The sequence below is a fragment of the Sorangium sp. So ce375 genome (assembly GCF_051473855.1).
Taxonomy (GTDB): domain Bacteria; phylum Myxococcota_A; class Polyangia; order Polyangiales; family Polyangiaceae; genus Sorangium.
The window spans coordinates 5,775,545-5,795,348 of record NZ_CP150335.1; the positions used below are offsets into that span (position 1 = coordinate 5,775,545).

General features: G+C 70.0%; 12 protein-coding genes and 1 tRNA gene. 7 read left to right on the forward strand and 6 right to left on the reverse strand.

Annotated elements, in window-relative coordinates:
* The first annotated feature begins 13 nt into the window (after window positions 1-13).
* Window positions 14-4,204: a non-ribosomal peptide synthetase gene (locus WME90_RS21345; RefSeq protein ID WP_437283009.1), complete on the forward strand. Its 4,191-nt coding sequence runs from the start codon at window positions 14-16 to the stop codon at window positions 4,202-4,204.
* On the opposite strand, the gene WME90_RS21350 is transcribed toward WME90_RS21345, so the two are convergent.
* From WME90_RS21350 to WME90_RS21370, 5 genes are read right to left on the reverse strand one after another with little or no spacing between them, the layout of a single operon-like run.
* A complete protein-coding gene (locus WME90_RS21350; RefSeq protein ID WP_437283010.1) occupies window positions 4,174-5,559 on the reverse strand; it encodes a hypothetical protein in 1,386 nt (461 codons plus the stop codon). The genes WME90_RS21345 and WME90_RS21350 overlap by 31 nt on opposite strands.
* On the reverse strand, window positions 5,556-6,725 hold the full coding sequence (locus WME90_RS21355) for a hypothetical protein (protein WP_437283011.1): 1,170 nt from the start codon (window positions 6,723-6,725) through the stop codon (window positions 5,556-5,558). Before WME90_RS21355 ends, WME90_RS21350 begins: the two co-directional genes overlap by 4 nt.
* A 2-nt stretch (window positions 6,726-6,727) precedes the next feature.
* Window positions 6,728-7,879 carry an acyl-CoA dehydrogenase family protein gene (locus tag WME90_RS21360; RefSeq protein WP_437283012.1) on the reverse strand — a complete coding sequence of 384 codons (1,152 nt, stop codon included), beginning with the start codon at window positions 7,877-7,879 and terminating at the stop codon, window positions 6,728-6,730.
* Entirely contained in the window at window positions 7,876-8,127 is a 252-nt protein-coding gene (locus WME90_RS21365; protein ID WP_437283013.1) for a phosphopantetheine-binding protein, read from the reverse strand. The genes WME90_RS21360 and WME90_RS21365 overlap by 4 nt, the downstream gene beginning before the upstream one ends.
* A gap of 39 nt (window positions 8,128-8,166) precedes the next feature.
* Window positions 8,167-9,015, reverse strand: coding sequence for a 3-hydroxyacyl-CoA dehydrogenase family protein (locus WME90_RS21370; RefSeq protein WP_437283014.1), 849 nt, complete (start codon window positions 9,013-9,015; stop codon window positions 8,167-8,169).
* A 612-nt stretch (window positions 9,016-9,627) separates the two neighbouring features.
* Here WME90_RS21370 and WME90_RS21375 point away from each other — a divergent pair.
* The 3 genes from WME90_RS21375 to WME90_RS21385 all read left to right on the forward strand — a co-directional run bounded on the left by WME90_RS21375 (window position 9,628) and on the right by WME90_RS21385 (window position 13,999).
* On the forward strand, window positions 9,628-11,016 hold the full coding sequence (locus WME90_RS21375; RefSeq protein WP_437283015.1) for a pyridoxal-phosphate dependent enzyme: 1,389 nt from the start codon (window positions 9,628-9,630) through the stop codon (window positions 11,014-11,016).
* A gap of 614 nt (window positions 11,017-11,630) precedes the next feature.
* Window positions 11,631-13,223 (forward strand): MBL fold metallo-hydrolase, encoded by a 1,593-nt coding sequence (locus WME90_RS21380; RefSeq protein WP_437283016.1) that lies wholly within the window; start codon window positions 11,631-11,633, stop codon window positions 13,221-13,223.
* Between the two features lie 140 nt (window positions 13,224-13,363).
* Window positions 13,364-13,999, forward strand: a complete 636-nt coding sequence (locus WME90_RS21385; protein WP_437283017.1) for a Uma2 family endonuclease — start codon at window positions 13,364-13,366, stop codon at window positions 13,997-13,999.
* Between the two features lie 86 nt (window positions 14,000-14,085).
* Here WME90_RS21385 and WME90_RS21390 read toward each other — a convergent pair.
* Window positions 14,086-14,160: transfer RNA gene (locus WME90_RS21390), tRNA-Glu, on the reverse strand.
* 730 nt (window positions 14,161-14,890) lie between these two features.
* On the opposite strand from WME90_RS21390, the gene WME90_RS21395 reads away from it, so the two are divergent.
* From WME90_RS21395 to WME90_RS21405, 3 genes are all read left to right on the forward strand, one after another.
* Window positions 14,891-16,768 (forward strand): TonB-dependent receptor plug domain-containing protein, encoded by a 1,878-nt coding sequence (locus tag WME90_RS21395; protein WP_437283018.1) that lies wholly within the window; start codon window positions 14,891-14,893, stop codon window positions 16,766-16,768.
* A complete protein-coding gene (locus tag WME90_RS21400; RefSeq protein WP_437283019.1) occupies window positions 16,765-17,835 on the forward strand; it encodes an HmuY family protein in 1,071 nt (356 codons plus the stop codon). The genes WME90_RS21395 and WME90_RS21400 overlap by 4 nt, the downstream gene beginning before the upstream one ends.
* 127 nt (window positions 17,836-17,962) lie before the next feature.
* On the forward strand, window positions 17,963-19,795 hold the full coding sequence (locus WME90_RS21405) for a hypothetical protein (RefSeq protein WP_437283020.1): 1,833 nt from the start codon (window positions 17,963-17,965) through the stop codon (window positions 19,793-19,795).
* Window positions 19,796-19,804 lie beyond the last annotated feature (9 nt).

A 19,804-nucleotide genomic window follows, 5' to 3' on the forward strand; every position in this document is an offset into this window, starting at 1 on the left:
GGAGGGGCCGCCGATGAGCACGAGCAGGACCCAGGACCCCAACACCGAGCTCAGCCCCGAAGAGCAGGCGGTGGAGATCGAGGCCGCCGCGCAGGCCAGCAGCGAGCAGCTCCAGCGGCAGCTCGCGCACCTGTCCCCCGCGCAGCGCGAGCTCTTGCTCCTGCGCCTCGCGCGACGCACGCAGGAGATGGTCCCGCACCGCGTCGAGCTCGTGGCCGGCCCGCAATCCCCGGGCATTGATGTCCCGCTCTCCTTCGCGCAGGAGCGGATGTGGTTCCTCGAACGCATGTCTCCCGGCGATCCCTCCCGGATCCTCTGCGGCGCCCTGAGGCTTCGCGGCTCGCTCGCCCGCGCCGCGCTGCGGGCGACGCTGGACGCGATCGTCGCCCGCCACGAGCCGCTTCGGGCCAGCATCTCCACGCGGGATGGCCGGCCGGTGCAGGTCATTCATCATCCCGCCCCGGCGCCCTTGCGCGAGCTTGATATCTCGTCCCTCGCTGCGGACGAGCGCGAGGCCGAGCGCCAGCGCCTCTTCGCCGAGGAGAGCCGGACGCCATTCGACCTGAGCGCAGGGCGCTTGCTCCGCGCGAGCCTCGTGCGGGTCGCCGACGACGACAACACGCTCCTGCTGGCGATGCACCACATCGCGGCGGACGGCTGGTCCCTCGGCGTGGTGATGGCCGAGCTGCGGCAGATCTACGCGGCGTTGGTCCGTGGGCGCGAGCCGGGTTTGCCGCCGTTGCCCGTGCAGTACGGCGACTTCGCCCGCTGGCAGCGCGACAAGCTCGACAAGGGCGGGCTCGAGAGAGAGCTCGGCTACTGGCGCGTGCAGCTCGCGGACCCGCCGCCCGTGCTCGATCTTCCGCCGGATCGCCGGAGCGCCGTGGGCCGAGCGTCACGCGGCCGCACCTGCGGCGCCGCGCTCGACCGGGGCCTCCGCACCGCGCTCGAGCAGCTCGCGCGCGACGAACAGACGACCCTGTTCGTGACGCTGCTATGCGGCTTCATGGTGCTGCTGCTGCGGCTCACCGAGCGCGAAGACCTGATCGTCGGCCTGCCGGTCAGCGGGCGCTCCCGCGTCGAGACCGAGCCGATGGTCGGACTGTTCATCAACACGCTCGTGCTCCGGGCCAAGCTCTCGGGCACGCTGAGCTTCCGCGACAACCTGGCCCGGGTTCGGCGGGCGTTCCTCGATGGCCTCGAGCACATCGAGATCCCCTTCGAGCGCCTGGTGCAGGAGCTCGCGCCGGAGCGGAGCGCGGGAAGCCACCCGCTCTTCGAGACCGTCTTCAACTTGACGCCTCGCCAGACGCGGCGCCTCGACCTTCCGGGGCTCGACGCTCGCTTCGAGACTCCGCCCGAGCGAGGCGCCAAGTTCTCGATGGAGTTTTCCGTCACCGAGTTCGACGATGCCCTGGAATTCGAGCTGCTCTACCCGAGCGAGCGGTACAGCGACGCTCGGATGCGGATGTTCCTCGCCCAGTACCAGGCCCTTCTGGCCGAGGCGTGCCGACAGCCAGACGTAGCCTGTGCCCAGCTCGACCTGTGCAAGGTTGACGATGCTCACGCCGACCCGAGCAAGCCGATCGAGCCTGACGACTACGAGCCGCTCGTCCATGCCATCGCTCGTCACGTCGCCGAGGCCCCGGCCAGCATCGCGCTCGCGCAGGGCAGCACGGTGCTCAGCTATCGCCAGCTCGCCGAGGCGATGGCAGGGGTCGCCGATCTGCTCGAGGCTCGGGGCCTCGGGCCAGGAGATGTCGTGGCCGTCGCGGGAGCCCGGAGCGCTCGTGTGGCCACGGCCATGGCGGGCGTGTTTCTCCGCCGCTGCGTGCTCTTGACGCTCAGCCCGGATCTCCCGCCCGAGCGTCGCCGCGTGATGTGCTGCGAGGCAGGCGTGCGCGCGGTGCTGTACACGGGCGCGCGGCCCGAAGAGCTCCGTGACCTCGGCGACGCCGCGTTCATCGACCTCGACGAGGTGCGCTCATCACCCGAGCCTTCGTTCGCAACCCACCTGGCGCGCGTCCCGCGGGTCGCAGACCGAGCGGAGCCGGCTTACGTGTTCTTCACGTCGGGGAGCACGGGCGTGCCCAAAGGGGTGCAGGGAACGACGGCTGGGCTCGCCCACTTCCTGGCCTGGCAGCGGACGACCTTCAGCGTGGGCCCGGGGGATCGCTGCGCTCAGCTCACCGGCCTCAGCTTCGACGTTGTCCTCCGCGACATGTTCCTGGCGCTCAGCTCGGGAGCCACCCTGGTGCTGCCCGTCGACCTCGACGCGCTCGCCGGTCCGCGGATCCTTCGTTGGTTCGCGGACGAAAGGGTGACCGTCGTGCACACGGTGCCCTCGGTCCTCGCGTCGTGGCTGCTGGGTCCGGCGGAGCTCTCCCTGGACGGCCTGCGCTGGCTGTTCTCGGCCGGCGAGCCGCTGAGCGCGAGCGTGGTCGAGCGCTGGCGAGCGCGGTGTAGCGGCGCGGTGGTCAACCTCTACGGGCCGACCGAGACGAGCCTCGCCAAGCTCTTCCACATCGTCTCCACCCCGGTCCAGGAAGGGATCCAGCCTCTCGGACGGCCGCTGCCGCACACGCAGGTGCTGGTGCTCGACGAGCAGCGGCGGCTCTGCGCGCTCGGAGAGCCCGGCGAGATCGCCATCCACACGCCCTTCCGCAGCCTCGGCTATATCAACGCGCCCGACGAGCAGCGGCGGCGCTTCATCCCCAACCCCTGGGGCACGCGCGCTGACGATCTCCTGTACCTGACGGGTGACCGAGGCGTGCTTGATGCCGACGGGCTCTTGCGCTTCCTCGGCCGCATCGATCACCAGATCAAGATCCGCGGGGTGCGCGTCGAGCCGAGCGAGGTCGCCGCGGCGCTCAGCGAACACCCGGACGTGGCGAGCTGCGCGGTGGTACCTCGCGAGGACGGGCCTTCCGGTCTCACGCTCGTGGCCTATGTGGTCCCCGCCAGGAGCCGGCGGATCCACATCGGGCGCCTGCCGGTTTTCCTGCGCCGGAGCCTCCCCGGGCCGATGATCCCGAGCTCGTTCGTGGTCCTCGACGCGCTGCCGCTGACGGCCAACCACAAACTCGATCGACTCCGCCTGCCTCCGCCGGGGCCCGAGCGGACCGCGCTCGAAGGTCGCTACATCGGCCCGCGCGACGAGACGGAGCTCGCGCTGGTCGCCATCTGGGAAGCCCTGCTCAAGGTCCAGCCGGTCGGGGTCGCCGATAATTTCTTCGAGCTGGGCGGTCACTCGCTGCTCGCCCTTCACCTCCTCGCGGAGATCGAGGCCCGCCTCGGGGTTCGGGTTCAGCTCGCGGCGTTTGTCGAAGGACCCACGATCGAAAACCTCGCGGCGCTGGCTCGCGTAGACCGACCTATCAGCTCGCTCGTCACGCTCGCCCCGGGCGAAGGCGTCCCGCTCTTCCTCGTCCATCCAGGTGGCGGGATGCTGTGGAACTACATGCCGCTGGTCCGGCGGCTCCGCGGCGTGGCGCCGCTCATCGGCCTCCAGGCCCGCGGGCTCGACGACGACGAGCCGCCCCACGACGACCTCCGCGCAATGGCGGAGCACTACGTCAACCTCGTCGTGCAAGTACAACCCGAGGGGCCCGTGCGGCTTGCCGGCCACTCGCTCGGCGGGCTCATCGCCGTCGAGATGGCGAGCCTGCTCCACCACGCTGGCCGTAAAGTCGAGCTCGTGGCGCTGTTCGATGCGTTGCTGCGGTCGCCGCGGACGTCAGAGCTCCCCGACGAGCGAACACGCGATGCTCGCGCGCTCGTCGAGATGGTCGAGGTCATCGAGCGCTTCACGGGCCGGTCCACGGGCCTCGGGCTGGATGCCTTGCTCGACCTCGATACGGATCAGCAGCTCGACAACGTCGTGGATGCGCTGGACCAGATCGACGCGCTCCCGATCGGACACGGGCCTGCTCGGATCCGTCGCCTGCTGAACGTGAGCAAGGCCCATGGGCTCGCACGGCGGGCATACCTACCGCGACCCTGCCCGGTCCCGCTCGTGCTCTTCCGGGCCGAGCAGGCCAACCACGAGCTATCCGAGGCAGATCTGGCCACGCTCGGCTGGGGGACGGTGGCCGAGGTCGACGTTTGTAGGGTTCCCGGAGACCACGTCACCATGATGAAGGAGCCCAACGTGGCCGTGCTGGCCGACGCACTTCAGCCCCGACTCGGAGGTCGCCCTGGCTGAGCTCGCGGCGCCGCTCCCAGGGGACGCGATCGCTCCGGCCGACTCGGTCCTTCGGCATCAAGCGACACGCGCGTCTGAAAGGTCTTCGCGATGCCGAAGTGCATCGCCTGGCTCAGCTGGTCGGCGACGGCCCGTATCTCGTCTTCGTAGCCTGGCGGGAGTAGGCGGTACTCAGCCTCGTTGAAAATGTAAGCCGTGCCGTCCTCGAGGAGGCCGCTCGGGACCCTTTCCGGAACCAGCATACGGGCGACGCGCAGGTGAGCGCTCAAGAAGCTGCTCGCGCTCGGGCTCACCAACATATGCAAGCGGATCATCTGGGCGCAGCCAGCCGCATCGAGCTCGGGCGGGATGAAATCCTGGAACAGCATCCGATCTCGTCCGATCAGCATATCGAGCAGGCTCTGGCGGAGGCGCGGCGGCGGGGAGCCGCCCGGGACCAGGCCGAGGGCTTCGCGGGCCTGTTGCTCGGTCTCGAATCGCGCGGCCACGACACGCTCGCTGCGTTGCCCGTCGGCGAGCTTGACGATGAGGTTCGGCCAGCGGGGACCGTTGTCGACCAGGGGAGACATGAGCTCCTCGCGCGTTCGCGGGAGCGCCAGATTCGTGTCTGGAAACAGCAGCTCCAGGGCCTGGGCCAGCCAGCGCGACATCAGCCACTTGTTGTCGATGAAGCGGATCGCCGAGGTCCAGAGGCCATTGTGCACGACATAGAGGGTATCGGGCTCGAGCGGGACCGGCAGGCCGACGATGCGACGCACGCGCTCCCTCGGCAGCGGGCAGACCGCCGGATCGACACGAACCCCGAACCGCGCCTCGGCGGCGCGGAACTCGGCGAGGTGGAAGTCCTTCCAGCGCAGCGCGATCGGCACCAGGCGCTTGAACCCCATCCCCGTCGCCTGTTGAACCATCCCGGATACGATCGGATCGAGGGGGAGATCATAGAGCGCCCGCCGGCGCTCGTTGATCGACGGCCCGATGTTGTTCTCGAGCACGTAATAGCGGCCTCGGTCGCGGATGAGATCCACCCCGACGTGCATGGCCACCATCGCGTTGTTGGCCCGATCCTCCACGTGAGAGGCGAAGCGTGGATGCTGCGCCACGGGCTCGTGGAGGTCGTGGAGGGCGAGCTCGACGTCGCCGAGCTCGGGCACGACGCTGCGCGTGCGCACACACTCGACCAGGTCGATGGCGATGCGGCTCATGTGTTTCGCAGCCTCGACCGCCGCCCAGCCACTCTTCATCGCCGCCCGGGCCAGCGGCCCGGAGCTCCCGATGCGCTTCCACACGTTGCGCTCCCACGCGTAACGAACGTCCCCTGCGAGCTTCAGCCGCCGCTCTAGCGAATCGGTCGTCATTGGCCTGATGGCTTGGACGAGCCCTGCACGAGCGCGGGCCACCGCCGCGGGTCGAGACCCTTCTGGCTGAGGAACCCGTAGACCCAGCGCTCGAGGCCGAAGCCCACGCAAGCGCTCTCGGCCAGCTGACCATCCGAGCGCCGCGTGCCGTAGACCTTCGTGTAGAAATCGCGGTGCAGGTTGAAGCTGGCGGCCGCCAGCGGCTGGCCACGGTGCGGGAGGTCGAAGAGCAGCTCGTACTTCACCTCGCCCATCCGCTGGTAGATCGCCTTGTCCCGGTTCGCATCGAGGAAGAAGGGGTCGTTGGCGAGCTCGACACGGACGTCGAGCTCGAGCTCTCGGCACAGCGCGATGCAGGCATCGACCACCTGCTCACGGAGATCGTGGAGCTGCTCGTAGCTGCCAAAGAACACGATATCACGGACGCTGAAGTCCCAGGCTCGGGTCAGCGGGCGGAAGGTCGCGCCTTCGTAGCGGAACACGTGGTTCTGCATCGTCAACGTGCGCACCTCGCCTGGCCCGAGCACGACGTCGCGTTGCTGTCGGTAGCAAGGCAGGCAAACTCCCGGTGTGAGCACGTGGCGCGGCGGACACAGCCGATCCGCGAAGGTCTCGGTGAAGCTCCCCTTGGCCTGCCGCGCGTCGGCGGCGACCGACTCGAGCACCGGCAGGCTGTCAGGCAGGTGGCAGCAGAAGGTAACGTGCTGCGGAAAGTGAGTGAAATAGCCGACCTCTTCGAGGATCTCGGCCAGGACCAGCACCGGGTAGTGGTGCTCCTCCGCGCCGAAGCTCGCTGCGAGCGATCGAAAGCGTGCCTCGAACCATCGGAGCAGAGCCAGGAGCGGGCCCGCTAAGCCGCAGAGCCCGGCTCCGAGGCAGAGCAGGTGGGGCGAGGCCGCGAGCTCCTCGTCGATGGCCTGGATCTCGACGCCCGCGACCCGATGCTCACGCACGACCTTCGGGGAGATGCGCCGGTGCATCCGGAGCATGCTCCGCACGACCGCGTCGATCCGCTCTGCGGTCTCGGGCCGGACCAGCTCGACGAGCAGCGAGCCGGTCGCGGCGTCGTGCTCGACCCGCACCACGTTGTCGCGGTCGAGCTGGAGAACCTCGACGATCGCCTGTACAGCGGACGGGCCGGCCGCCCCGAGATTATAGGTCCGCACGGTCACGACGGTTGCCGATAGCCATAGCGAGCGATGATGGTCTCGAGCACCTGCGTGCTACCCTCGATGATCTCCATGATCCGGGCGTCGCGAAACCAGCGTTCGATCGGCTGGTCGGGCCCGCAGCCGCGCGCACCATGCAGCTGCACCGTGTCATAGGCTACTCGGTTGACCATCGTCGACGCGAAGTACTTGGCCATCGCTGCTTCCTTGACCGCGTCCGGGCTGAGCCGGCCGCGGAGCTCCCCCGCGCTCTGGCACATCAGCCGGGCTGCGTGGATGTCCGTCATCATCCGGCTGATCATCCGCTGGACCAGCTGGAGGTCGCTCAGCGGACCTCCGAATCCATGACGCGAGCTCGTGTGTACCAGGGAGGCGTCGAGGCAGGCCTGTGCGAGGCCGACACAGCCCCAGGCCAGGTTGTAGCGCCCCGCGTCCAGGCCAGCCGCAGCCACGTAGTTGAGTCCGAGGCCCGGGGAGCCGAGCAGGTGGTCGTCCGGGATCGAGCAGTCCTCGAAGTGGATCCGCGCGAGCTGATAGCCGCGGCAGCCGAGCATATCGTGGATAGGTTCGATACGCAGGCCGTCGGTGGCGCGCGGGACCATGAACGCGCAGGGCCCCTGGTCCGAGCCGGTCAGCACCACGAACAGATGCGCGATCTGCCCGCAGGTGATCCACTGCTTGCAGCCGGAGATCACGAAGCGCTTGCCGTCGCTCTTGGCCCAGGTCTCGACCGCGGCGGCGTCGCTCCCGACGTTGGGTTCGGTGATCGCGAACGCGGCCAGGAGCTCGCCCGAACTCAGCCGCGGCAGCCATCGCTGCTTCTGCTCGGAGGACGCGCCGCGGACGATGGCGGTCCCCGCCATGTGGTGGACGTTCAGCAGACCCTGGACCGAAGCGCTCTCGTATCCGAGCGCCTCGTGGAGCAGGCCGTGGCGGATCCACGCGTCGACGGCCTGCCGGCCGCGCTCCACGGTCCCGCCGAAGCGGGTCGGGAAGCCGCTCGCGAACAGGCCTTCGGCCACGAGCGCGTCGATCGTCGCTGGCGGGATAGCTTGCGCGCGATCGATCGTCGCCGCCGCCGGCCGTACATGCTTCCGGGCCAACGCCTGGATGCTCGTGCGGTAGTCGGCGTGAGCGTCGAGCACGCTCACGCCCCGGAGTCCAGCTTCGACTGAACCAGCTTCGCGATCGCGTCGATGCTCTTGAAATTCGCCATGTCGAGGTCGGAGCCATCGATCTCGATGTTGAACTCACGCTCGATGAAGGCCACCAGCTGGATTGCGAAGAGTGAGTTGCCGAAGCCGAGGGCGAATATGTCGTCGTCGTCCCCGAGCGCACGGCCATTGAACGAGCGCGACATCATGGTGCGGATGGAGCCCTTGATGGAGTCGTCGGGCATGAGGTTCGATCGATTCGGGTGGGTGGGGGCCGGCTCGGGTCAGTCGTAGGTGTAGAAGCCTTTACCGCCCTTGCGCCCGGTGTGGCCGGCGTAGACGAGCTTCTTGAGCAGCGGGCACGGTCGGTACTTGTCATCTTCCAGTTCGCCGTGGATCACCTCGAGCGAGCGCAACACGGTGTCGAGGCCGATCAGGTCCGCGGTCTCGAGCGGGCCCATCTTGTGGCCGAAGCAGGTCTTGAACAGGCGGTCCACGTCCTGGATCGACGCCACCCCTTCGTGTACGAGGAACATCGCCTCGTTGACAAACAGCATCATCACGCGATTGGTGACGAAGCCGGGCGAATCGTTGACGACGATCGCGCTTCGACCTGCCTGTCCAACCAGCTCGCAGGCGGCGCGCAAGCAGGCCTCGCTGGTGTGCACGGCGCGAATGATCTCGACTGTCGGCATGAGCGGAACCGGGTTCATGAAGTGCATTCCCACAACCCGCGCTTGCGAGCTGTGGGCCGAAGCGATGCGGGTGATGGGGATCGCCGAGGTGTTGGCCGCGACCGGGACATCGCGGCCGACGATCTGATCGATGCGCTGGTGGAGCGGGCGCTTCAGCGCCCAGTCCTCGGTGATGTTCTCGATCACGAACTCGGTGTCGGCGAGGGCGTCGAGGTTCGTGGTGGGGTGGAGTCGGACGGCCACGTCGTTCGGAGGAGCCGCCGCTTTATCGAGCAGTCGAAAGAAGCGAGCCTGTTTGGCGACGCTCCCCATCATCAGCCCGAGTTGTCGCGCGTCGCTGTCGATGAGAACCACGTCGATGCCAGCACCCGCGAGCAGGTGGGCCACGCCAGACCCAATGACGCCAGCTCCAACAACAGCGATTCGTTGAAATGCCATCCCCGTGCTTCCCTCTGGGTCGAACCAGCGAACCCACCTGGCGAACACGCGCTAAAGCATAGACCGCATGAGTCGCCGATGTCAACCTGTGAGCTCGCCTCAAATGGACTCCGAAAGATCTCGAAGAAATGGAATTACAATCCTCCGGAAATCGAGTTCGTCGTCCAGCGGGCACATATCCCGACCGGTCAGCTCTGAATCCGGCCAGACCGGAAGTCTTGCGCAGGGCATGGCCTACAGGCTCGACGATGCGAAGGCGCGCGACGTCGTGAGCAGCGGCGTACCGGCGACGAAATCCTCGACATTCCGGGTGCCCCGGATCGATTGTCTCCGCGTCGCTCCTCATCGACCGCGGCGAGGGTCTCCCACGATGCGCAAGGTGCTGCCCCGCGACCTCGCCGCGCAGGATCGCACGCCAGGCCAGCCGAGCTATGCAATACCAAGGTGGTTGATAGCCCCGGTTAACCAATGAACGTAGGTTTCGTCAGCGTCGGCCGGCCTGGCTACAGGAAGGATCACCATGAATCAGTCCTCGACCTCCGTGGCTTCACGGCACCGCAGCATCCCAGGGCTCGTTGACGCGATGAACGGCCGCGTCGTGGGACGCTGACCATGGCCGCCACCTCACTCCACTGCTCCGGCTGCGGCACCCTCGCCCCGCCCCTGCGCGAGCAGCCCTACCCGTTCCGCTGCGGGCGCGCGACGGACGGAGATTGCATCGATCATGTCATGGAGCGCGTCCTCGACGGGCGCGGGCTCTCGTTCCCTGCGGGCGGCGAGGCGAGCCCGTTCGCGCGATACCGCGCGCTCTTCCATGCCTATCATACGGCGCTCGCCGGCGGGCTCGGCGACGCCGAGTACCTCGCCCTCGTCGACCGCCTCGACGTGCGGCTCGCGTCGACCTGCGGGCGTGGCTTCCGCGTCACGCCGCTCGCCTATAGCGAGGCGCTGAGCCGAGAGCTGGGCTTCGCGCCAGGCGGTGGCGTGTGGGTGAAGGATGAGACCGGCGGCGTCGGCGACTCACATAAGGCGCGGCACCTCATGGGGATCCTCCTCTACCTTGAGGTGATCGAGCGCCTCGGCCTCGCGCCGCCGCGCCGCGCGTCGCTGGCGATCGCCAGCTGCGGGAACGCGGCGCTCGCCGCCGCGGTGGTTGCGCACGCCCAGGGCCGTGCTCTCCGTGCCTATATCCCGCCCGACGCAGATTCCCACGTCCTCGCACGGCTGGCGGAGCTCGGCGCCGAGGGGATTGTCTGCCCACGTACGCCCGGGCTTGCCGGCGATCCCTGCGTGAGTGCCTTCCGCCGTGCCGTCGCCCAAGGCGCGCTCCCGTTCGCGTGCCAGGGCACGGAGATCGGCCTCGCCATCGACGGCGGCGCCACCCTGGGCGCCGAGCTCGCGGACGAGGGCCCGCCCTTCGATCGCGTGCTGGTGCAGGTCGGCGGCGGCGCTCTCGCGGCGGCGATCATGCAAGGCTTCGCTGATGCCCTGGCGCTGGGCCGGATCTCCGCGCTGCCGCGCTTCCACGCGGTGCAGTCCGGCGCGGTCTCCCCGCTCCAGCGCGCCTGGGAGCGTGTGACCGCGCGCATCCTCGAGCGCCTCGGCGACGACACGGCGGCCCCCTTCGCGGTCCGCGCCTCCCGGATCCGCGCGGCCGATCCCGCGCTCATCGCCGAGGCGCTGCACCACGCGGCAGCCCACCGCGCCGACTTCATGTGGCCCTGGGAGGGCGAGCCGCGCAGCCTGGCGCGCGCCATCATCGACGACGAGACGTACGACTGGCTCGCCGTGGTGCGCGGCATGCTCGTCACGGGCGGATACCCCATCACGGTCTCCGAGCCCACGCTCGCCCGCACAAACGCACTGGCGCGCGACGCCACCGGGATCACCGTCGGCCCGAGCGGCTCGGCGGGGCTCGCCGCGCTATTCGAGCTCCTCGCCGCCGAGCCCGCGGTGGCCGCCGGCCGGGTCGCGGTGATCTTCTCCGGTGTGCGCGGCTGAGGGATCGTCGTCCATGCGCGGGCGGACCTCGGCGCAACGCTGCCGGCATAGATGATTCCCGGGGCATATGTGGCCGTGAGACCTGGCCGCTGACGCCGAACGGAAAGGCCGATCGGCGCACGCATCGGGCGCCATGCCGCCAGATGCGGGCCCCCTGCGCGCAGCCCCACGTGATCGGCTCGAGCTCGAGCTCACCTCGATCTGGAACGAACTGCTCGGCGAGGGGGCAGGTACGAAAAGACCGGACTACCGATGGCGTGAACGCAATAGAGGGGGACAGCGGCGAGCAGCGAGTGGCCGCCGAGGGCGCAGTAGTCGTCCTGGACGGGGTCCTCGGCGAAGATCAACCGATCTACGCGTTTCAGGCGCGCGGGCTGGAAGGCGAGGCCGAACCCTTCTACGCTGTCGAGGCGATGGAGGCGCAGGACGCTAGCCTCTTCGAGGATCCCACCGGGGGCTGGGCCAGGCATGTTGCGCGCCCCATCGCGCTTTATGAGGTCGGGGGGAATCACTCAGACATGCTCCGACAGCCGCGCGTGTCGGGCCGCGCGCGTCCTGCGCGGCGCGCTGGGGACGCGGCCCGGGAGCACCGAGATCGCAGAGCAGGATAAAACGTGAACCGAGACAAACTGTATCTCCGGTCAAATGTGGTAATGGAGCCGCTTGTATCGCAGTGGTACGCCTGGCTCTACCTCATCGCTCCGTCCACGGCGCCGCTTTACGTGGCGAACCAACACCTCAAGATCATGCAGTCGTTCGTGGAGAAACCCATGCTCCACGTGGCGGCCCTGAAAAACCCCCAGCTCATCGGCGGCCCGTTCATCAACCACGGCGTCGACAAGGTGCCCGAGATCAAGCGCCTCCTCGAGGTGACGGCGCGCGAGCAGGCAGCGCTCGTCGAGCTCGCGGCCGCCTTGAAGGCGCTCGACGGCCTGCTGAGCGAGCACGACAGGGGCATGTCTCTGGAGGAGCTCTACCCGAGGGTCCCCGAGCCTCTACGAGGCTATGTCGAGCTCTGCTACGACCTGCGCAATCAGCCCTCCGCGCGCCTCGTCGAGGCCATGCTCTACCGTAGCCCGTACTACCGCGAGGCGTCGCAGAGCCTGCTCTTGTGGCGCATGAACCGGGACGAGCGCTCGTTCATCTTCAGCACCCCGCGCCTCGAGGACGAGGCGAGCCTGCTCCTGCGCCGCCCCTTCCGCGCCCCGGCGGTGCGCGAGCTGTGCGAGCTGCGCGCGCGCCCCGCGCCCTTCGACCATTACAAGGAGCTCCTCGATGCTCCAGCCGACAAAGAGGAGCTGGTCCGATCGTTCCTCACGGACGAGCCGCCGCCGCCGCCGCCGCGCTACGAGGGGGATGGGGTGCGCGTCCGCTATTTTGGCCACGCCTGCGTGCTCATCGAATCGAGGGGCGTCTCCATCCTGACCGACCCGTCGGTGAGCTACCGCTATCCCACCGACCTGCCCCGCTACACGCTGGATGATCTGCCGGCGCGCATCGACTACGTCCTCATCACGCACGCCCACGCCGATCACCTGATGCTCGAGACCTTGCTCGCCATCCGGCCGCGCTTCGGCACTGTCATCGTGCCGCGGAGCAACGGTTCGCTGGAAGACCCCTCCCTCCGGCTCGCGCTGCGCCAGATCGGCTTCGACAACGTGGTCGAGCTCGATGAGCTGGAGGAGATCGAGATCGAGGGCGGCGCTATCGTAGGCCTGCCCTTCTTCGGCGAACACGGCGATCTGAATATCCGCGCCAAGCTTGCCTACCTCGTGCGCCTGCAAGAAAAAACCATCGTCGCGGCCGCTGACTCCAATGCGCTCGAGCCCATGCTGTACCGGCGCATCCGGGACGTGTTCGGAGCGGTCGACACGCTCTTCCTGGGGATGGAGTGCGAGGGGGCACCCATGAGCTGGGCCTACGGGCCCCTGATGATGGCGCCGCTCGCGCGCAAGATGGACCAGTCTCGACGGCTCTGCGGATCCGATGCGCAGCGCGCCGGCGAGATCGTCGACCTGCTCGGGGCCCGCCAGGTCTTCGTGTACGCGATGGGCCAGGAGCCCTGGCTCGGCCACGTGATGGGGCTGCGCTACACCGAGGCATCGCCCCAGATCGTCCAATCGAACGAGCTCGTCGCGCGCTGCCAGGCCAGCGGCGTCTCCGCGGAGCGGCCCTATTGCTTGCAGGAGATCGAGTTTCTTCCATGAGGAGGTGATCTTCAGCGATCCCAGCGAAGATCGTCCCGACCCTGGGGACTGGGGCGCCGAGCTCCCCCAAGCTCGACCTTGGGGCGCCCTGCTCCGACGCCGACACGACGGCACGCGGAACGCTGTGCTACCGTGACGAGGTGATCAGCCAGAGCGCACTCACCGGGATCGCGGTCGAGCGGAGGGTCACGTTCGCCGAGTGGACCAGCCTGCCTGAAGACGAACCGGGCGAGCTCGTCGACGGGCGGCTCGTGGAGGAAGAGGTGCCGGACGCCGTTCACGAAGTGATCGTGGCCTGGGTGATCAGGGTGCTCGGGGGCTGGCTCATCCCGCAGGGCGGGCTCGTGCTGGGCTCCGAAGCGAAGTACGCGGTGAGCGCTGTCTCTGGCCGGAAGCCCGACGCCTCTGCGTACATGCCTCAGAGCCGCAAACCACCTCGGCGCGGGACGATCAACACTCCGCCCGACATCATGGTCGAGGTGGTCTCTCCTACCCCGCGGGACGCACGCCGCGACCGTGTCGAGAAGCTCCACGAGTACGCGTCTTTCGGGGTGCGCTGGTATTGGATCATCGACCCGCAGGAAAGGACGCTCGAGCTCCTCGAGCTAGGAACCGACCGCCGCTACGTACACGCGCGCTCGGCGGCCGACGGGATCGTCGGCAGTATTCCTGGCCTGGAGGGACTCTCGCTCGATCTCGACGCGCTCTGGAGCGAGGTGGAGCTGCTCGGTCCTGAATCCGGAGAAGGAGCGCTCGGAGACCTGGAGGCCCAATAGCGTTGCCGCCCTTCATGCGGGCATCCACCTGCGCCGCCAGCCGACGCTCAACGCGTCGCTAAGCGCTTGGAATTATTAGCAAATTGCGTCCCCAGCGGGATTCGAACCCGCGTAGCAGCCTTGAAAGGGCTGAGTCCTGGGCCGGGCTAGACGATGGGGACCGGCGATTCGGCGCGGGACCCTACCGTCCGTCGTCGAGCAATGCAAGCCCAACTCGCATCGCCCGTGCAGGGTTCGCCCGTGCAGGGTCCGCCGGGGGGCCGCTTCCGCGCCGCGGCCCCCGCGGCGCGCTTCGACCACGCGCCCTGGTCTCTCGTAGCGCACCGCAAGCCCACCAGCCGGGCCTCGGTCGCTCGGCACAGCCGCTCGTCCGGCACGGACCGCCCTCCCCGGCACAAGCGCCTCCCTGCTCCGGCGATGCGTCCGCCGCCCGCCCGCGCCCGCCGCCCGCCGCCCGCCCCTGAACCGCTGGACGACCGCCCCGAATCGGGCGACCATCCCCCCACCTCACCTCACCCCATCCGCCGAACGCCGCACAGGCCGAGCTCTCCCCATGCCGCCGTCCCCGCGCCTCGAGCCTGCCGTTCCGATGTCCCAGGGAGGACCGTGCCCCGGCGTCGACGCCTGACGCGCGCCGCGCTGCTCGCCTGCTGCCCGCTCCTGGCGCTCTTCTCAGCCGCCTTCTCGCGCCCTGCGCTCGCGCAGCCCCCTTCCGAGCCGCCCTCCGCCTCGCCTCCTCCCTCTCCTTCTCCTTCTCCGCCTCCTCCCTCTTCACCCCCTTCCCCTTCACCTCTTCCTTCTCCGCCCTCTCCGCCTCCTCCTCCCGCGCCGCCTCCCCTCGAGGTCGTCGTCACCGGCACGCGCACCCCCGAGAGCAGCCAGCGCGCCACGGTGCGCACGCGCGTCGTCACCCGCGAGGAGGCCGAGCGCCGCGGCGCCACAAACGTCGGCGAGGCGCTCGACGGCGAGCTCGGCGTCCAGGTCAACCCGAGCGCCTACGGCGCGCTCGGCAACCCGAGCGCCATCCAGATCCAGGGCTTCGACCTCGACCGCGTCCTCGTCCTCGAGGACGGCGAGCGCGTCATCGGCGACGCCGGCGGCGCCATCGACCTCTCCTCCCTCCCGCTCGGCGACGTCTCCCGCATCGAGCTCGTCACCGGCCCGACAAGCTCCCTCTACGGCACGAGCGCCATCGGCGGCGTCGTCAACGTCCTCTCCGCGCCCCCCGACCACCCGGGCTTCAGCGGCCAGGCCCGCCTTGAAGGCCGGAGCCGCGCCGGGCTCCTCCTCCACGGCTCGGGCGCCTACCGCGGCGAGCGCGCCTGGGCCAGCGCCGACGCCTCGTTCCAGCGGGAGGACAGCCTCTCCCTCGTCGAGCCCAGCGACAACCTCGCCCAGCCCGTCGCCGACGCCCCGACCACCCTGCCCAGGCGCTCCCAGACCCTCCTCGGCCTTCGCGCCGGCGCCGCGCTCGGCAAGCGCATCGACCTGCGGCTCCGCGCGCGCTGGATCCACGACGAGCAGGACGGCATCGAGCAGAAGGAGTGGCCAGTCCTCGGCGTCTACCTCTACGACCTCCCCGAGGTGACCGACCGCGTCACCCTGCACCTCGCCGAGACGCTCGACCTCGGCGGCGGCTCCAACCTGCGCCTCGCCGCGGGCCGGCAATGGGCCTTCAGGTCGAGCGGCCGCGACCTGCGCGGCTCGCCCGACGAGGAGCTGCGCGAGCGCTCAGGCACCCTCCACAGCTACGAGGCAATCGCCACCATCGCCGACGGACAGCGCACCTGGGTCGCCGGAGCGCGCGCCGAGGTGGAGACGCTCGACCAGGTGCTCACGGTCACAAAGGTGTCCACCTCCGGCACCGTCGAGACGCCGCCGATCGACGAGGTGCCCGACACCCAGCTCGGCAGCGCCGCGCTCTACGGCCAGCTCGCGTGGAAGCTCACCGACGAGCTCACCCTCATGCCCGGCATTCGCGGCGAGCTCCGCCTCCGCTACGGCGGCGTCATCGCCCCACGCCTCGCCCTCGCGTACCGGCCCGCGCCGTCGCTCACGCTGCGTGTGTCCGGCGGGCGGGGATTCCGCGCCCCGAGCGCCAAGGAGCTCGGCTTCTCCTTCGACCACTCGAGCCTCGGCTACATCCTCCAGGGCAACCCGGAGCTCTCCCCCGAGACGTCGTGGGGCGTGAACGGCGATGTCACGTGGATCCCCAGAGAGGGCCTCACGGTGCGCGCGGGCGCCTTCGCCAACTGGGTCGACGACCTGATCGACGTCGACCCGTCACCCCTCGAGACCTCCGCCGGCGGCGTCGACACGTACACCTACATGAACATCGCCGAGGCGCGCACCGCTGGCCTCGATCTCTCGGCCACGCTCCAGCCCGCGCCGTGGCTCCGCATCGAGGCCGGCTACGCCTACCTCTGGACACGAGACGACACCGCCGATCCCGGACAGCCGCTCTCCGGCAAACCGCCGCACACGGCCCAAGCAGCGCTCCGCGCCGATCTGCCGCTCGAGCTCGAGCTCGTCGCCCGTCTCCGGACCATCGGCGGCGCGTTCATCGAAGACGATCTGCGCGCGCCCGGGTTCACCACGCTCGACGCGCGGCTCGCGCGGCCGCTCTGGCCCTCCTCGCAGGCGTATATCGGCGTGAGGAACCTGCTTGGCGCGCAGAAGGACCCGGATCGCCGCGGCGATCACCGGCCCCTCGAGGGGCGCACCTTTTATGTCGGCGTCCGCGCCGAGCTACCGTGGGAGGACTCATGACAAAGGCATCGGTTGCGGCGGCGCTCCTTCTGCTCACCCCGGCGTGCAGCGGCGGGAGCTCGCCCGGGACCACGGACGACGGCACGCTCCTCGAGGTCGACGTGCCGGCCCCCGGCCGCGTCTTCCTCCGCCTCGCCACGCCGGAGATCGTGGTCCCCGCGGGCGACGGCTCGGCGTCCACCGACTGGGATCTCGCGCTGTCCGGCTACGACGTCTTCACCAACAGCGGCCTCAGCGGCCCCGGCGACGGCGGGGCGCTGCCGATCGGCCTCGAGGACTACCGAGCGGGCGAGCTGCCGGACACCCCCTTCCTGCTCACGGACGATTCCGGCGGCGCCTTCTCGCGCTGGTACGCCTACGACGGCGAGGCGCACGTCGCCTACAGCCGCTACCACGTCCACGCGATCGCGCACGAGGGGCGGTACTGGAAGCTCCAGATCTTCTCCTTTTATGGGGAGGTAAACGGCTCGCCGGTCACGGGGCTCTATCAGCTCCGCTACGCCGAGGTGCTGCCCGACGGCCCCGGCCCGACCGTCGACATCCAGGATCTCGACGCGACCGCGGGCGGCATCGACGCGGTCGAGACCGAGCCGAGCGCTTGCCTCGACCTCGCGGGGAACCGGCAGCTGATGCTCACGCCGGGAGAGGCGCGCGCGTCGACGGATTGGAACGTTTGCTTCCGAAGAACGCTCGTCAGCGTCAACGGCGAGCTCGGCGGCCCCGGGACCACGCGCGCCGCCGACCTCCAGGAAGGAGCGTCGGCCTCCGAGGAGCTCGCCGAGGTCAAGGCGCGCACCGCCGCGTCGGAGCAGGCGCGGTTCGACGCGGCCGACCATGCCACCGTCACCGCTCCCGCCGTCCCCTACCGCGGCGACCACATCGCGACCGCCTTCACGGGGCGGTGGCTCGATCCCGGCGCGACCCCCCCCGCGCCGGCCAAGGACGCCGCGTGGCTCGTCCAGGGCGCGGACGGCGTATCGCGCTTCGTGGTGGTCATCGAGCGCTTCGAGGGCGCGACGGAAGAATCGCCAGGTCGTGTGATAATGCGCGTCAAGCAAGTGGAATGAGCGCCGCTCGCGCCGCTTCGCGCACCGGCGCGGTCACGAGCGTGCGCGGCGCGTGACACCGCGCGGTGGCCCGCGCATACTGCGCGCGCGGTGAGGGAGGGCCCTTACCGATCGCAGGAGCGTGCTTATGTCAGAGTCGCTTGCGCCGGCGTCGAGCGCCATCGGTCCGTCTCGCGTGGACGTGACGCCGGGCGGCGAGCGCCGGGCAACGCGGGTGCGCGTTGGCGGTCGCCTCGCCGCGGGCGCGCTCGCCGCCCTCATCGCGGGCGGCTGCGGCGGCAGGGTGGTGGTCGACGGGTTCGAGCCGGCCGACGGCTCCGGCGGCTCCTGGAGCTCCGGAGACCCCACGAGCTCCGCGGCGCCAGGCCCGTCCGGGGCCGGTCAAGGCGGCGGGGCCGGTCAAGGCGGCGGGGCCGGTCAAGGCGGCGTCGGCGAGGGGGGCGCGCCGCCGATTCCGCCCCTCGTCAAGGAAGAGCACGACAACGTCGGTCTCGCGGGCGCCATCCCGGTGACCGTCCGGCCAGGCACCCTCGGCTTCACGGCCGTCGCCGAGATCGTGGCCTCACCGCCGAGCTTCGATCCGGTCGGGATCGAGAGCATCCGCGGCCCCGACGGGCGGCTCTTGGCGGCCGACTACTCCATCCCAGGCACCATGGCCGTGTTCTTCCACCGGGGCATCGGCGCGGCGGCCATACCCCAGACTGGCACCGACGCGGCCGCGCCGCTCGATCCAGGCATCTACTGGATCACGCTCGGCAACGGCGGAACCGGTCGCCTGGCGGCGCCGGCGCGCCTCTCGGTGTGGCACCGCCAGACGCTCGACGGGCGCTTTCACGGCGGGAAGATCGATATCAACGCCTTCATCGCCGGAGACGCGATCTCCGAAGAGTACATGCGGCGCGCGCTGAACGCTGCGTACGGCGGATACGCGGGCCTCGGCGTGGGCAGCATCAACTTCCGTCACCTCGGCTCGGAGTGGGAAGTCATCGACGAGGAGCTCCTCCCCGACCTGCTCGAGCAGACGGCCGGCGCCCCCGGCAGGCCGGCCCTCAACGTGATCGCGATAACGGCGTTCGACGGGGGCCTCATCCAGGCGGCCGGCGCGACGCCCGCCGCGCCCGCGGTCGCGGTCGAGCACGGCACCCACCTGAGCGGCATCGTCGTCACGCTCTTCGAGGAGCCCTCGATCGACACCGCCATCCTGCGCCACGAGCTCGGCCATTTCACCGGGCTGTTCCACACAACCGAGTTCGACCCCGCCTTCGGCGATCCGCTCGACGACACCTCGCGGTGCGCCAACGTGAGGCAGATGGATCTCTGCCCCGATTTCGATAACCTCATGTTCCCGACGGGCGGCGACTTCTCGGGCACGATGACGCCGCAGCAGACGGCGATCGTGCGGGCGAGCGCGCTCTACCGCGGGATCGTCGAGCAGGGCGGCGGCGCGGCCGTCCCGCTCCCGGCCGATGCGGACACGCCCGCGAGCGGAGCGCCTGCCGCGCCGCCGGCCCCGGGCGACGGCGCTCGCGCGTTCGCCCCCGACCGCCTCGCCTCCACGGCCGCGCTCCCGCCGCGCGCCGCGGCGCTGATCGCGGGGCACTTCTGCGGCCAGAGCGCGTCCGCAGGCGCTGATTTCTACGAGCTGCTCCGCGAGGCCGGCGGCGCCGACGCCGATCGGCTGCTCGCGATCGGCCGCGATCCGGGCGCGCCGGCGTACGTGAGGGCGCGCGCCCTCGCCGCGGCGGGCCGCGCCGCAGCGCGCTCCTCCGCCTCCGCGCGCGTGATCACGGCGCTCCAGGCGCTCGCCGCGGATCCGCGCCTCCCGCGCCGCGCGCGGCTCGGCGCCGTCCAGGGGGTCGCGTCGGCCTCTCCCGCCGCCGCCCGCGCGCTCGCCGCGCGCCTGACCGCCGACCCCGACCGGGTGGTCGAGCGGATGGCGACCCGCGCCGCCGCGCGGTGATCCGCGCTC

What these genes read in the sequence shown, in the direction of transcription:
- WME90_RS21345 (WP_437283009.1), top strand. Translation starts at nt 14, where the DNA reads ATGAGCACGAGCAGGACCCAGGACCCCAACACCGAGCTCAGCCCCGAA.
- WME90_RS21350 (WP_437283010.1), bottom strand. Translation starts at nt 5,559, where the DNA reads ATGACGACCGATTCGCTAGAGCGGCGGCTGAAGCTCGCAGGGGACGTT.
- WME90_RS21365 (WP_437283013.1), bottom strand. Translation starts at nt 8,127, where the DNA reads ATGCCCGACGACTCCATCAAGGGCTCCATCCGCACCATGATGTCGCGC.
- WME90_RS21370 (WP_437283014.1), bottom strand. Translation starts at nt 9,015, where the DNA reads ATGGCATTTCAACGAATCGCTGTTGTTGGAGCTGGCGTCATTGGGTCT.
- WME90_RS21375 (WP_437283015.1), top strand. Translation starts at nt 9,628, where the DNA reads ATGGCCGCCACCTCACTCCACTGCTCCGGCTGCGGCACCCTCGCCCCG.
- WME90_RS21400 (WP_437283019.1), top strand. Translation starts at nt 16,765, where the DNA reads ATGACAAAGGCATCGGTTGCGGCGGCGCTCCTTCTGCTCACCCCGGCG.
- WME90_RS21405 (WP_437283020.1), top strand. Translation starts at nt 17,963, where the DNA reads ATGTCAGAGTCGCTTGCGCCGGCGTCGAGCGCCATCGGTCCGTCTCGC.